The sequence below is a fragment of the Mycolicibacterium phocaicum genome (genome assembly GCF_010731115.1).
GTDB lineage: Bacteria > Actinomycetota > Actinomycetes > Mycobacteriales > Mycobacteriaceae > Mycobacterium > Mycobacterium phocaicum.
On record NZ_AP022616.1, the window covers coordinates 2,166,313 to 2,181,016 of the forward strand.

9 protein-coding genes and 1 tRNA gene are annotated in these 14,704 nt (G+C 67.7%); 3 read left to right on the top strand and 7 right to left on the bottom strand.

Annotated elements, in window-relative coordinates; all coding sequences use genetic code 11:
- Positions 1-6: 6 nt before the first annotated feature.
- The 6 genes from G6N46_RS10475 to G6N46_RS10500 form a co-directional block, all read right to left on the bottom strand.
- Positions 7-4,866 carry an NAD-glutamate dehydrogenase gene (locus G6N46_RS10475; RefSeq protein ID WP_163692709.1) on the bottom strand — a complete coding sequence of 1,620 codons (4,860 nt, stop codon included), beginning with the start codon at positions 4,864-4,866 and terminating at the stop codon, positions 7-9.
- A 55-nt stretch (positions 4,867-4,921) separates the two neighbouring features.
- Entirely contained in the window at positions 4,922-6,595 is a 1,674-nt protein-coding gene (gene ettA, locus G6N46_RS10480) for an energy-dependent translational throttle protein EttA (protein ID WP_061005999.1), read from the bottom strand.
- A gap of 171 nt (positions 6,596-6,766) precedes the next feature.
- Positions 6,767-7,216 (bottom strand): single-stranded DNA-binding protein, encoded by a 450-nt coding sequence (locus G6N46_RS10485; protein ID WP_138248360.1) that lies wholly within the window; start codon positions 7,214-7,216, stop codon positions 6,767-6,769.
- 167 nt (positions 7,217-7,383) lie between these two features.
- Complete coding sequence (locus G6N46_RS10490; RefSeq protein WP_064860146.1) at positions 7,384-9,741, bottom strand: glycerol-3-phosphate 1-O-acyltransferase; 2,358 nt, start codon at positions 9,739-9,741, stop codon at positions 7,384-7,386.
- Positions 9,738-11,315 (bottom strand): HAD-IB family hydrolase/lysophospholipid acyltransferase family protein, encoded by a 1,578-nt coding sequence (locus G6N46_RS10495; protein ID WP_138248359.1) that lies wholly within the window; start codon positions 11,313-11,315, stop codon positions 9,738-9,740. The genes G6N46_RS10490 and G6N46_RS10495 overlap by 4 nt, the downstream gene beginning before the upstream one ends.
- Positions 11,312-12,793 (bottom strand): wax ester/triacylglycerol synthase family O-acyltransferase, encoded by a 1,482-nt coding sequence (locus tag G6N46_RS10500; RefSeq protein WP_138248358.1) that lies wholly within the window; start codon positions 12,791-12,793, stop codon positions 11,312-11,314. The genes G6N46_RS10495 and G6N46_RS10500 overlap by 4 nt, the downstream gene beginning before the upstream one ends.
- Before the next feature lie 130 nt (positions 12,794-12,923).
- On the opposite strand from G6N46_RS10500, the gene G6N46_RS10505 reads away from it, so the two are divergent.
- The 3 genes from G6N46_RS10505 (at position 12,924) to G6N46_RS10515 (ending at position 13,819) form a co-directional block, all read left to right on the top strand.
- Positions 12,924-12,996 (top strand) — tRNA-Arg (locus G6N46_RS10505).
- 19 nt (positions 12,997-13,015) lie between these two features.
- The gene (locus G6N46_RS10510; protein ID WP_163692711.1) at positions 13,016-13,672 is read left to right on the top strand and encodes a hypothetical protein; all 657 of its coding nucleotides are present in this window, start codon (positions 13,016-13,018) and stop codon (positions 13,670-13,672) included.
- A 9-nt stretch (positions 13,673-13,681) separates the two neighbouring features.
- Positions 13,682-13,819 (top strand): hypothetical protein, encoded by a 138-nt coding sequence (locus G6N46_RS10515; RefSeq protein ID WP_163692713.1) that lies wholly within the window; start codon positions 13,682-13,684, stop codon positions 13,817-13,819.
- A 125-nt stretch (positions 13,820-13,944) separates the two neighbouring features.
- Here the strand turns inward: G6N46_RS10515 and G6N46_RS10520 are convergent, their stop codons facing one another.
- On the bottom strand, positions 13,945-14,613 hold the full coding sequence (locus G6N46_RS10520; RefSeq protein ID WP_138248357.1) for an MspA family porin: 669 nt from the start codon (positions 14,611-14,613) through the stop codon (positions 13,945-13,947).
- Between the last annotated feature and the right edge of the window lie 91 nt (positions 14,614-14,704).

Consider the following 14,704-nt stretch of genomic DNA (forward strand, 5'->3'; position numbering starts at 1 on the left):
CGCCCATCATCCCTGATTGCCCGTCCCCGTCGTTCTCGTGGTCATGCTCCGCAGTTGCCGCGCGGCCACCGACAGCGTGGCCAGGTCACGCACCTCGTCGCCCAGGATCTCGGTCAGGGTCCGGCGGGCCCGCATGACCCGCGAACTGTTGGTCGACGCCCACTCGTGAATCTTCTGTTCGCCGGTCTCGTCGATCTCCCCGACCGCCATCACGTCGACGCACAGCGACCGGATGGACCCGTAGATATCGTCGCGAATGGCCAAGCGCGCCAACGAATGCCAGCGGTCGTTGCGGCTGAGTTCGGATACCGCGGTGAGCAGGTTGTCGATGCCCAGATTGTCGGTCAGCGCGAAGTAGGTGTCGGCCACCTCGGCGGGCTCCCGCTCGGCGATGTCGGCGATGTCGATGACGTCGAGCAGGCTGTACTGGTACAGGCCGGTGGCCACCATGTAGGCCAGCTCCTGCGAGACGCCGGCGGCCTCGAACTGTGCGGCATCGGTCTCGGCGATGGCCTTGTCGTCGCCACGCAGCCACTGCGCCATCTGCGGGGTGAGCTCGGCGACCTTCGCCGCGAACCGGTTGGCCTCGGCGCCGACCGCCAGCGGCTGGGGCCGGTAGTTCAGCAGCCAGCGCCCGGCCCGGTCGATCAGGCGCCGCAGATCCAGCGTCATGCGGTCGGTGACATCAACCGGGACACCGGCCATGCCGGCCGCCCGGATGTTCCGCCATACCTCGTTGACCCGGAAAATCTTGTCCACCGCGACGTAGCTGCGGACCGCGTCGACCGGCCCGACGCCGACATCCTCGGCGACGCGGTAGGCGTAGGTGATGCCGGCGGTGTCGACGAGGTCGTTCACCAGCATCGTGGTGATGATCTCCCGGCGCAGCTGGTGCGACCGGATGTCCGCGGTGAACCGGTCCCGCAACTCCTCGGGGAAGTAGTCCGGCAGCCGACCGGCGGACACCTCCTGGTCGGGCAGGTCACTGGCCAGCACGTCTTCCTTGAGCGCGAGCTTCACGTGCGCCATCAAGGTGGCCAGCTCAGGGGATGTCAGCCCCAGCCCGGTCTCCATCCGCCGACGGATCTCCTTGTCCGACGGCAGCGCCTCCAGCTCGCGGTTGAGTCCGCGTTCTCTCGCCAGGTCACGGATCTGGGCGGCGTGCACCGGCAGCAGGCTGGCGGCGTTGGCGCGGCTGGTGCCCATCAGGTCGTTCTGTGACATGTTGTCGGCGAGCACCAGACGACCGACCTCGTCGGTCATCGACATCAGCAGGTCGGTGCGCTCGGCGGCCGCGACCTTGCCCGCGGTCACCAGGGCGTCGACCAGAATCTTGATGTTCACCTCGTGGTCGGAGCAGTCCACACCCGCCGAGTTGTCCATGGCGTCGGTGTTGATGTGGCCGCCGGCCAGATCGAATTCGATGCGGCCGCGCTGCGTCACACCGAGGTTGCCGCCCTCACCGACCACCTTGGCGCGCACCTGATTTCCGTTGACCCGGATGGCGTCGTTGGCGCGGTCGCCGACGTCGGCGTCCGACTCGGTCTCGGCCTTGATGTAGGTGCCGATGCCCCCGTTCCAGAACAGGTCGACGGGCGCCAGCAGGATCGACTTCATCAGCGCCGGCGGCGTGAGCTCGGTGACGTCGGCGGCCAGGCCCAGCACCTCGCGCACCTGCGGGCTGATCGGGATGGACTTCTGGTCCCGGCTGTAGACGCCGCCACCCTCGCTGATGAGCGATTTGTCGTAGTCGTCCCAACTCGACCGGGGCAGCTTGAACATCCGGTCGCGTTCGACCCACGAACGGGCCGAGTCGGGGTTCGGGTCCAGGAAGATGTGCCGGTGGTCGAAGGCCGCCACCAGGCGAATGTGCTTGGACAGCAACATGCCGTTGCCGAACACGTCACCGCTCATGTCGCCGACGCCGACGACGGTGAAGTCCTGGGTCTGGGTGTCATGCCCCATCTCGCGGAAGTGCCGCTTGACCGACTCCCACGCGCCCTTGGCGGTGATGCCCATGGCCTTGTGGTCGTAGCCCACCGAACCACCGGAGGCGAACGCGTCGCCCAGCCAGAAGCCGTACGACTTGGCGACATCGTTGGCGATGTCGGAGAACGTCGCGGTGCCCTTGTCGGCGGCGACAACCAGGTAGGCGTCGTCGCCGTCGCGGCGCACCACCTGCGCCGGCGGCACGACGGCGCCGGTGGCCGTCTCGACGTTGTCGGTGACGTCGAGCAGCCCGGCGATGAACAGCCGGTAGCAGGCGACGCCCTCATTGCGCAGGGCATCGCGATCGGCGGCCGCGTCACCGGTGGGCGCGGGCGGCGACTTCAGCACGAAGCCGCCCTTGGCGCCGACGGGGACGATGACGGCGTTCTTCACCGCCTGCGCCTTGACCAGGCCCAGGATTTCGGTGCGGAAGTCCTCCCGCCGGTCCGACCAGCGCAGGCCGCCGCGGGCCACGTTGCCGAACCGCAGGTGCACACCTTCGACCCGCGGCGAGTACACGAAGATCTCGTATTTGGGCCTGGGCAGCGGCAATTCGTCGATGAGCTGGGGATTGAGCTTGAACGACAACGCGTTTCGCTGCCGCGCCGAGCCCTCTGCGGTGACGTAGTAGTTGGTCCTCAGCGTGGCCTGCACCAGCGCCGCGAAGGCCCGCAGCACCCGGTCGGTGTCGAGGCTCACGAGCGCGTCGATGTCCGCCGCAACGGCGGCCGCCGCCGTCTGGGCGCGACCGGCAGCGTCGGCACCGGTCGGGTCGAACACCGCCTCGAAGAGTTCGACGAGAGACTTCGCGGTGCCCGGGTTGTCCCGCAGCACCGTCTCGATGTGGTACTGGCTGTACGGAAAACCGGCCTGCCGCAAGTACTTCGCGTAGGCCCGCAGGATCGTCACCTGCTGCCAGGTCAGGCCCGCGCCCAAAACCAGCTCGTTGAACCGGTCGATCTCCACCTTGCCCTGCCAGATGGCGGTGACCGCGTCGGCGAAGCGGGTGGCGATGACTTCGCGTTCGGCTTCCGGGGCGTCCACGGTGGACTGGTGCCGGGAAATCTTGAACTGGTAGATCCACACCGGCACGCCGTCGGCGCGCACGACGTTGAACGGCTGCTCCTCCAGCACCACCACGCCCATGGACTGCAGCATCGGCAGCAGCTCGCTCAGCGAGGCCGACCGGCCGGCCAGGTACCAGGTGAGTTGGGCTGTGCCGTCATCGTCGGGGCCGGCTTCGGGATAGTCCAGCACCAGCTTGACGCTGTCGTCCTGCAGCTGATCGATGATGCTGATGGCCTCGATGGCACCGGTCGGCGTGAAGGCCTGCTTGTAGACCTCGGGGAACGCCACCGCGTAGTGCTCGGCCTCGGCGCGCGTGATGGTGCCCGGTGTGACGGCACCGATCAGCCGGTCGCCCCAGGTGCGCGCGGCCTCGGTCAGCAGACCCTGGATACGAGTTTCGTTGGCGGCCGAGGTGTCGATACTCGCGGCGCTGGCGTTCTCGCCCAATCGGACCGTGAAATGCACGACGGCCCAAGGTGATTCACTGACCCGGGCGGTGTACTCGATGCTCTCGCCGCCGAGTTCGCGCACCAGGATGTCCTGCATGGCCAGCCGCACGTCGGTGGTGTACCGGTCGCGCGGCAGGTACACCAGGCAAGAGACGAAGTGCGCCAGCTTGTCGGCGCGCAGGAACAGCAGCGCACGCCGCCGCGAACCCAGGTCGATGACGGACTTCCCCATCGCGACGAGGTCGCGCGCGGTCAGGGAGAACAGCTCGGAGCGCGGCACGGTCTGGATGATGTCCAGCATCAGCTGGCCGGGCCGGCTCGGATCACCTTGCGACAGCGCCAGCGCCTCGTTGACGCGCCGCGAGATCAGTGGAATCTCGAGCACATTGGCATTGCCCGCCGTCACGGTGAACTGGCCGATGAACCGGTGCTCACGCGCGGGCCCGTTCGGTCCCGCGCTTTCGCGCACCACCACGATGTAGGGGTAGGCGCCGTAGCGCAGGTAGCTCGGCATGGTGGCCTGAGCGACCGCCAGCAGTTCGTCGTCGCCCGCGAGCGGTGGCAGCACGTCGCTGCGCAACTTGGCCACGCCCAGCCGCGTCGCCGGGTCCACCTGGGCCTGCCCGTTCTCCACGGTGCACTGCTGGTAGCCCAGCAGGACGAAGTGCCCGTCGGCGAGCCAGCGCAGCAGGGCCGCGACGTCGCGCCGGTCATAGCCGGGGAACCGGCCGTTGTGGTCGGCGTCGAGCGCGTTGGCCAGGCCGACGAGCGCGGCGTTCATCGCGGGCGTATCGAGTTGCACCGCACGGGTGTCGGTCAGGGCATGCGGCAGCACAGCGGCCGCCTCGGCGACGGCCTTGCCGTCCCCCATGGTCGCCAGCTGCACGTGAATCCAGGCCTCGTCGACGCCGTCGGCCGGCGCGCTGGGGTCACCCGCCGGACCCATCGCGACGACCTCGCCGGCCGCATCCCGCCGCACCCGGAACTCCGGACTCATGATCGCGGTGTAGGCGACACCGATGCGGTGCAGCAGCACCATCACCGAGTCCATCAGCAGCGCGCTGTGATCGGTCACGATCTGCAGTGCCGGGCCGAAGCGGCCGGGATCGTCGGCAGGGTAGATCGCGACCAGCGTCTCCCCCGTCGACCGGCGATGACCGAGTCGATAATGCGCGGCCAGCAACTCCGGGGAAACCCGCGTCGCCATCGCGACGTCGATCGGGGCGGTGACCCCACCGTCGGCCGGCGAACCGTCGTTCGGGCCGCGGTAGGTGAGCAGGTATGCCCGTGCGAGACCAGCGTTGCCGTCCGCACCGGCGGACCGCGTCGTACCGCTGAGTCCGCCCCGATTTTCCGTCATCCGACTTGCTCCTGACGTCGCGCCGTCGTGCCCCAATCGGCACGTACGTGCGACGTTAGTCGCGAGTCAGCTTGCGGTGGGTCACTCTGTGCGGACGCGCCGCTTCGATTCCAAGTCGTTCCACTTTGTTCTCTTCATAGGCACCGAAGTTGCCCTCGAACCAGAACCATTTGGCCTCGTCCTCGTCGTCACCTTCCCACGCGAGGATGTGGGTGCAGGTGCGGTCGAGGAACCAGCGGTCGTGGCTGATGACCACGGCGCAACCGGGGAACTGCTCGAGAGCGTTCTCCAGCGAAGACAGGGTCTCCACGTCCAGGTCGTTGGTCGGCTCGTCGAGCAGGATCAGGTTGCCGCCCTCTTTGAGGGTCAGCGCCAGGTTCAACCGGTTGCGCTCACCACCGGAGAGCACGCCGGCCGGCTTCTGCTGATCGGGTCCCTTGAAGCCGAACGCCGACACATAGGCCCGTGACGGGATCTCGTTCTGGCCGACCTCGATGTAGTCGAGCTTGTCGGAGACGACCTCCCAGACCGTCTTTTTCGGGTCGATGCCCGCGCGGCTCTGGTCGACGTACGACAGCTTGACCGTCTCGCCGACCTTCACGGTGCCGCCGTCCGGCTGCTCCAGACCGACGATGGTCTTGAACAGCGTCGACTTACCCACACCGTTCGGGCCGATGACGCCGACGATGCCGTTACGCGGCAGGGTGAAGGACAGGTTCTCGATCAGGACGCGGTCGTCGAAACCCTTCTTCAGGTTGTCGACCTCCACCACGACGTTGCCCAGGCGCGGCGGCGTCGGAATCTGGATTTCCTCGAAGTCGAGCTTCCGCGTCTTCTCGGCCTCTGCGACCATCTCCTCGTAGCGTCCGAGGCGGGCCTTGTTCTTGGCCTGACGGGCCTTGGCACCGGAACGCACCCAGGCCAGCTCGTCCTTCAGCCGCTTCTGCAGCTTCTGGTCCTTCTTGCCCTGCACCTCGAGACGCTCGGCCTTCTTCTCCAGGTACGTGGAGTAGTTGCCCTCGTACGGGTAGGCGCGGCCGCGGTCGAGCTCGAGGATCCACTCGGCGACGTTGTCCAGGAAGTACCGGTCGTGGGTGACGGCGAGGATCGCGCCCTTGTAGTCGGCGAGGTGCTGTTCGAGCCAGTTCACGCTCTCGGCGTCGAGGTGGTTGGTGGGCTCGTCGAGCAGCAGCAGGTCGGGCTTGCTCAGCAGCAGCTTGCAGAGCGCGACGCGGCGGCGCTCACCACCGGACAGGTGGGTGACGGGCTCGTCCGGCGGCGGGCAGCGCAGCGCGTCCATGGCCTGCTCCAGCTGAGAGTCGATGTCCCAGGCGTCGGCGGCGTCGAGCTCCTCCTGGAGCTTGCCCATCTCTTCCATGAGCTCGTCGGTGTAGTCGGTGGCCATCAGCTCGGCGACCTCGTTGTACCGATTGAGCTTGGCCTTGACCGCCACGCCGGCCTCGACGTTCTCGCGGACCGTCTTGGTCTCGTCGAGTTCGGGCTCCTGCATGAGGATGCCGACCGTGGCGCCGGGCGCCAGGAAGGCGTCGCCGTTGTTGGCCTTGTCGATGCCGGCCATGATCTTCAGGACGCTGGACTTACCGGCGCCGTTGGGGCCGACGACACCGATCTTCGCGCCGGGCAGGAAGTTCAGGGTGACGTCGTCGAGGATGACCTTGTCGCCGTGCGCCTTACGGACCTTGCGCATCGTGTAGATGAATTCGGCCATGCCGTCGTCATGCCTTTCGTTGGCTGTTCGTCGTAGCGTTCTCGTCGCGCGCACCCCGACTCACTGGGATCGGGCGCGGTCCCGCGAAAACTCGCTGACCATCCTAGGCAAGCCGCCAAATCGCCCGCTGGCGCGGTCGGGGCGCCGCCGCTGGGCGCCCCGACATTCCCCCTACGCCGACAGCACCAGCGGGTCCGAGTTCGCGGTCTCGGGCGACTCCGAGGCCACCTCGGGCTCCGGCTGCGGCCGCTCCGGCTCGATCGGGCTCGGGCGCCGGGGATCGATCTTGACCTGGCAGCGCGCCATGTCCGGACCGACGGACGTCGCCCGCACCTCCATCGATGACCGGCGATTGCCCTCCTTGTCCAGGTACTCGTTGGTGAAGATGTAGCCGACGACCACCACCGGGTCGCCCTTGAACAACCGGCCCGCCACCCCGTCGGCCACCCGGCCCCAGCAGTTGACCGTGACGTACAGCGAGTTGCCCGGCTCCCAGCCGTCGTCGGTCTTCTTCCGTGAATTGCTCGCCATCCGGAACGTCGCGAGGTTGCTCTCCCCGGCCCGGCGCGCAACGACGTCGGTGATCACGTTGCCGACCACGGTGAAGGGTGTCTCGAACATGTGCTTCTCCATCCATCCATTTCGGTGTTGCCGGCGTTCTCGTCGGCCTGTGCGTCCATTGACCCGTCAGGCACCGACAAAAGAACCGGCGCCGCCCTCGGGGCGGCGCCGGTTGTGGATGAATCGCGAACTGTGGATAACCCGGGGTGGGACTCACCGGGCCCGGGTCACTCCGCCTCGATCGCCTTCTTGGACTTGCGCCGCTGCAACTCGCGGACATCGAACTTGATCCAGCCGATCGAATCGACGGTCGCCATGTCCGCCAGGATCGCCCGCAACTCGGCCAGGAACGCGGTGCGCCGCTCCTCCAGGTCGGGTGCCGCCTCCAGCAGCTTCTGGTCGGCCACCACCTGCCGCGCCGTCGTGAACAGCAGCGCCGACACCGACTCGTTGCTGCGAATCCGGCCCTGCGCGACGTACTGCCGGCCGACGCCGAGCGCCCTCTTGGTCAGGTCCTTCTCACTGATGTCGGGCGGCGTGCCCCGCAACACGTCGGCGACCAGTTCGTAGGCCTCCAGGAACGGCCGCAGCATGGCGCCGGCGATGATCGGCCGTTTGGCCCGCAGCATCGCGTAGATGGCCTCACCGCCCTCGGCCAGCTGCTGCTCACAGTTGTCCTGCCACGACATCTCTTCCAGGATGTGCTCGCGGAACGACGCCGAGTCGGCGAAGTAGAACTCGAACTTGAGCAGGTCGCGCAGCCGCATCACCTGGGCCCAGAACGCCCCAACCGGATCGGACTCCGCCTTGGCGGCGTGCGCCATGGCCAGCTCGACGATGGCGGTCTCCAGGAACGCGTCGATGGTCGTGTTGCGGTAGAACGCCGCCTCGTGCTCGTTCTCCGGCGCGATGAACCAGACCGGCTGGCGGCCGCTGTCCACCGCGGTCACCGGATGCCCGCCGGACATGGCGTCGAGCGTGGCCCGGACCCCCTCTGGGGTGCGGAGCCGCAGAACCGAGTTGGTCATCGGAATCTTCTTGCGCTCAAGGTAATCCAGCGCATCCTGCAGGGTGTGGTGCAACTGGTCGAGCGTCAGCGCCAGCCCGCGGGTGGTCAGCAGCAGCGCCGACACCAGAGCCGTGGCATTGATGGGGGTGGCCCGCAGGATGCGCCACGCCACCTCGAACGCCATCTTCTGCAGCGCAAGGCGTTTGAGCGCGGGATCGGTGGCCACCGGGCCGTCGGGCGGCCCCAGCTGTTCCCGCATCGACACCGCTTTGGGGAACCGCACGTAGATCTTGCCGAAGTTCCGGTCGCCCTGCGCCTTGATGTAGTGGTACAGCCAGCTCAGGCCTTCGGGCGTCTTCTCACCGCCGCGGGCGTACGCGGCGTACTCGGCAGTCTCGTGCAACTGGTCGAAACTGATGGAGACCGGCTGCAGCAGGATGTCCTCGCTGCGGCCGTCGAGGTAGGCGTCGGCGACGTATGCCAGCAGACCGAGCTTGGGGGGCAACATCTTTCCGGTCCGGGAGCGGGTGCCCTCGATGGACCAGTTGAGATTGAAGCGCTTCTCCACGATGTACCCGACGTACTCCTTGAGCACGTACTTGTACAGCGGGTCGCCGGCGATGTTGCGCCGGATGAAGATGACACCGGAGTGCCGGAAGATCGGCCCCATCAGACCGAACGCCAGGTTGATCCCGGCGAACGTGTGCACCGGCGGCAGGCGGTTCTCCTGCATCGCCACGGGCACGATCACGCCGTCGAGGTACGACCGGTGCGAGAACAGCAGCACGGCGGGGTGCAGCTCCAGCGCGTGCCGCATCGACTCGACCTGCTCGCGGTCGTAGTCGACGTTGGGGTCGAAACCCCGGCTGAAGATGGCGCGCCCGATCTTGGGGATGAAGTCGACGGAGAACCGGCTCCAGCCCGTCGACAGCTCGTCGAGCATCTCGCCGGCCTTCTCGACCGTCGCACCCGGGATCTTCTCCAGGCCCTCCCGGAACCGCGCCGACGCCAGCACCTCGGGCTTGACCAGCCGGGGTGACTTGTATTCGGGCCCGAGCAGCCGCAACTCCACCCGCTCGATGGCGAGCTGTGCCCGGCGCAGCACGAACCGCGCGAATTCCCTTGGGTTTTCGGCGGTCGTGGTGTCCTTCCACTGCTGCCGCAGCTGGCCCACCGTGGCGGGCTCACCGGCCACCACCCGGGCCCGCAGCGGGTCCTTGCGCAGGATGCGGCGCTGCAGCAGCTCCGGCGGCCGGTACCGGTCGCGGCCCGAGATGAGCGAGACGATCTTGGAGCGCGTCGGCAGGCCGGCGGGCACCCAGAACACCCGGACGGGGACCACCGAACGGCTTTCGTCGGCGCCGAGCAGTTCCACCAGCCGGGCCAGCGTGCCGGGCGACGGCTCGCCCTCGGTCGGCAGCCGGAGCACCTCGAGGCGGGTATCCGGGTGCTGCTTGCGTTGATGGGCCAGCCAATCGTTGAGCAGGTCCCACTCGGCCGCGGAACCGACCGCGGTCAGCACCAGCGCGTCGTCCGTCGGGTCGAAGCTGGCGAGGTCGTCAGCGGTGTGCTTCACCGTCGGCCCTTGGCGCTGCGCGGCGCATCGCCGCTGTCGTCGGGCGAGTCGGTCGGTTCGGCCGGCGCCTCCGCTCGGTGGTACAGCGGATTGTCGGGGACGTTGTCGTGCGGCCATTTTCGGAGGGTGTCGAGATACAGCTGCCGCACCTCGGCGATGCGCTCCGACAGATCGTCGAGCGTCCAGTCCTCGACCGAGATCGGCGGATAGACGACGACGTCGACCTTGCCCGCGTGGAAGGTCGACGAATCGCGCGCGGCGATCACCTCCGCGTTGCGGATCACGATGGGCACGACGGGGATACCGGCAGCCATGGCCATCCGGAACGGCCCCTTCTTGAACTCGCCGACCTCGGTGGTGTCCAGGCGGGTGCCCTCGGGCGCGATCAGGATGGAAAGGCCTTTACGGGCAAGCTCTTCCATCTTGTGCAGGCTCTCGATGGCCGAGGCGGGATCATCGCGGTCGATGAACGCGGCGTCCATCACCTTGCCGATGGTGCCCATGATCGGGTTGCTCTCGAGCTCCTTCTTGCCCACCGAGGTGAAGTTGTCGCTCACCAGGGCGCCGGCGATCATCGGGTCGGCCTGGTTGCGGTGGTTGAAGATGAAGACCGCGGGCCGTTGCGCCCGCAGGTTCTCCGCGCCGAGCACGTTCAGGTCGATGCCGAGCGTCGCCATCAGCGCCTTGCTCCACGCCGAGGTGAAGAAGTTGACGCCCGTGCGCCGATTGCCGGTCAACAGGCCGAGCCCGAGTGCACCGGCGGCAACCGGCGCCAGGGACGCGATGCCGGCGAAGGTCCGCAGCTGCGCGATGGGGCTGCTGCCACTGCGGCTGGAGAACTTCAGCACCGGCCAACCACGTTTGTCGGCAACGGATTCCAGCTTGGCGGCCGGGTTGGTGGGCCGCGGATTGCCGACCAGGTACATCAGGGCGACGTCTTCGTCACCGTCGGCGTAGAAGTAGCTCTTCGCCAGATCGACACCGTTGTTCGCCGCGAAATGCTGTGCGGCGTTGGCCTTTCCGGGGCCCCACAAGACGGGTCTGACCACCTCACCGGTGATGAGTCCGTCCTCGTCCGTCTCGAACTTGTTGCACAGCACGTTCTTGATGCCGAGGAAGTTCGCCACCGGTTCCACCTGGACCGTCAGCGCCGACGAGCTCAGCACGACGGTGTGCCCGCGCGCCTGGTGCGCACGGACGAGCTCACGCATCTCGGGATAAATCCGCTTCTTGATGTGCTGGATGAACAGCCGCTCGCCCAGCTCGTCGAGGTCACTGAGCGAATTGCCGTTCAGCATCCGCGCGCCCCGGCCGATCAGGTCCTCGAACTCGGCGCGACCCAGTTGATGATTCACCGCGGCCTGCACCATGCCGATGAATTCACCGACGCCCATCTGGCGGCGGCGCAACCGGTCCTGCGTCATGATGACGCCCGTGAACCCCGCCACCAGGGTGCCGTCCATGTCGAAGAACGCGCCGACCTCCGGCCCTTCGGGGCTGGCCAGAATCTCCGCCACCGAGCCCGGTAGCCGGGCGTTGCGGAACTCGCCCGCGTAGTCGTCGTCCGAACTCATTGTGCGGCACCCCCGTTCACTGCCGGCTCGGCCTGTTCGTCCGACAACTCGAACGACGCCGGAATGGCCCGGCCGTCGCCGCCCAGGGCCAGCACTTCGTTGAATCCGTCGAGCAGGCAGCGGGCCCACAGCTCCGGATCATTGATCGATGCCCGGTCGTAGCGGGTGCTGATGGTGACCCAGCCGCTGCGGGAGATGAGGACCGCCATCATCGCGACGCCGGGCAGCGGCCCGATTCCGTAGTGCCGCACCACTTTTGCGCCCGCGATGTACGTGTCGACCGGCGGACCGGGCACGTTGCTGGCCTGCACATCGGAATTGACCACCGAACCGGCCATGGATTCCAGCAGCGGATCCGGCACCAGGTTCAGCAGCGGTGCGACGACGCCCACGACCTCGATGGCGCGCTCCTCGCGCTTGCGGGTCATCTGGGCGCGCACCTTCTGGATGCGCTTACGCGGGTCGACGACGCCGATGGGCGCGGCGATGTTCACGCCGGCAAATCTGTTGCCGCCGGCGGGGTCCGAGTCGGACCGCACGTTCACCGGCACCGCCATGGGAAGTGATGCCACCGGGATGCCCTTGGCCTCGTGGTAGAGGCGCAGCGCGCCGCACAGCGCGGCGAGGTACGCGTCGTTGATGGAGCCCTCGGCCGCCTTGGAGGCCTTGTGCAGATCACTGAACTTGATGTCGATCGCCTCGCTGCGCGACGCCAGACCACGTCGTCGCAGCACCGGAGACGGCGGCGCCGCGGGCGTCATCACCCGCCGGCTCGACCGGACGTAGTCGACCACCCCGCCGACGGCGTCGGCCGGATCGCGCATCATGCGCCCGAGCAGCCCCGCCGCGCCGCGCGTTGCGTCGAGGACGTTGTTGGCGATGCCCTTCGGCAGCGCGTTGATTCCTTGGCGCGCAAGGTCATTCGGCGAAAGATCTTCGGGGATCGGCAACGGCGCCGACGGCCGTGGTGCGGGATCCCGCTCGAGGTCGTAGAGGTTCGCGAACATCTCCATGCTGCCGACACCGTCCGTGACGGCGTGGCTCATGTGCACGATGTTGGCGGCACCACCGCCCGGCAGCCCTTCGACCAACGTCGCCGTCCACAGCGGACGCGAGATGTCGAGCGGCGACTGCAGCGCCAGCTCGGCGAAATCGAAGACCTCACGCAGCGTGCCTGCGCCCGGGGCACGCACGCGGCGCACGTGAAAATCCAGATTGAAGTCGGGATCGACGACCCAGCGCGCCGCCGCCGTCGGCAGGCTCGGCATCACGACCTTCTGCCGCAGGCGGATGGCCTTGCGGGACGCCTGCTCGAAACGCGCGCGGTACTGCTCCCAGTCCGGCGTGACGTCCAGCAGTTCGACGCCCATGATGCCGGACCGCGTGCGGGGGTTGGCCTCCCCGCGATGCATCAACTGATCAACCGCACTCAACTCTTCGGGCAACCCGGCCGTGTCAAAGTCCGGCACGTCGCTCATGGCTGTCGCTCTCCTCCGTCGTTGCCCAGCGCTGGACCCTAACGCTAGTCCGCCGCCGGGAACGGTGCGGGCAATACCGCTGTTGCCATGGCCACTGCGCGGAGGCGTCGGGATAGACTTCGTCCGCATTGCCCCCGTGGCGCAACGGATAGCGCAGCGGATTTCTACTCCGTAGGTTGCAGGTTCGAATCCTGTCGGGGGCGCTCATCGGTTTCGGCCTCGATGACCGTGCGCGACGGCGCCGTCCGCTCCCACAGCACCGCGCCCACACACGCCGTGATGACCCAGCCCGCGCCGCTGATCCCGCACCAGGTGAGCAGTGCCATCGCCACCCCGATCGGCCCGAAGTCGTCCCACCCGCGCAGCAGCGGCGGGAAGATCATCCGGGCGGCCAGCGGCAGGATGGTGCCTTCGATGACCACACCCGCCAAACCCGCGAACAGCAGCGCGCGCCACGCCCGGCCGCCGTCGCGTACCAGGAGCGCGGGGGTGATCGTCCAGAAGATCCAGACCGGGATCAGCGACACCGCGAAGAGCAGAACCTGGCTCCACCCGTGGTGCTCGGCACCGAACGCGATCCGTTCGCGGACCCCGATCATCGTCAGATACAGGACGAACCACGTCACGCCGCGCCACAACTTGCCGCCCCAGCCGAACGGTTCGCGGCGCCAGGCCTTGGCAAAGATGCCGGCGATGGTCATCGACATCGGGATGCCCCACACCAGGAAGCTGGCGACGCCGAAGAACGTCCAGTTGGACCGCAGACCGGACGCACGGCCGAAGGCGGCTCGGACATGGTCGGTCAGCGGAGACGCCAGACCGAGCTGCCGGCTCACCACGACGCCGGGGCTGGCGCTGTCGGCGAACCCGGTGAGATAGCTGAACCCGATGATCGCCAGCGGGATGACCGTGGTGAACAGCTGGACCGACACCACGGTCCCCAGCGTGCCGCCATCGATCTCGTTGAAGCGGTTGACGACGGCGACGATGGGCCGCAGCTGGCGCATCTCGGCCAACCGCCGGTAGCGGTCCTCGACGCGCTGCCGCATTGCCGGCGATTCGGCGTCGTCGCTCATGCTCCCCCTCCTACGGACCCCGGGCATTGTGCCCGGTCGGGGGTGCTCCGCGCGCCGAAACGGCGCGAGGTGCGATCAGACCGTCTTCGTGACGCCGTAGTACGCGACGATGTCGTCGGTGTCGGCAGTAGAGCTGGTCAGCGTCGCGTAGGAACGCAGGAACGACTGTCCGAGGCAGCCGTCGACCTTGATGTGGACGTCCTTGAGGGTGATGCGCGCCGGCGCGGCCTTGAACGACTTCTTGTCCACCGGCACCTGGGTCACCGTGCCCGGCTTCGGGTGGACCTCGATGCTGCCGACGAGCGGGAAGGTGACGCCGGTGGGAATCGCGCCGGTGAAGAGGTTCGCGTTGGCGGTCTGTGCACCCACCGACCCGACCAGTCGGATCTGACCCAGTTCGATACCGCAGCCGATCTGGTAACCGGCCTCCAGTGTGCCGCCGGTCAGGGTGCCTTTGCCCTTGCCCGTCACCGTGCCCGTGAAGGTGCCGCCGACCAGGTACTCGCGCGAGCTGACCGCGGTGGTCAGCGGCGCGATGGGCAACTCGGTCTCATCCTTCGCCGCCACGGTCAACGTCCAGCCGTCCGGCGAGGTGACGGTGGCAGGTTCGTCGGAGACCACCACACCGGTATCCACCGGCGGACCCGCATCGCCGACCGGCGCGGGGTCAGCGTAGGCAGAGGTCGCCACCCCCAACGGGAGCAGCATGCCCACACCGGCAATCACGGCAAAACGCTTCAACATGAACTTCGGGTACCTCTCGTCACCAACTGCACAGCAATCGCACAGTTATGTCGCAGATGGTCGCGCATGTAAAGGTTTTGACTCACGTGAG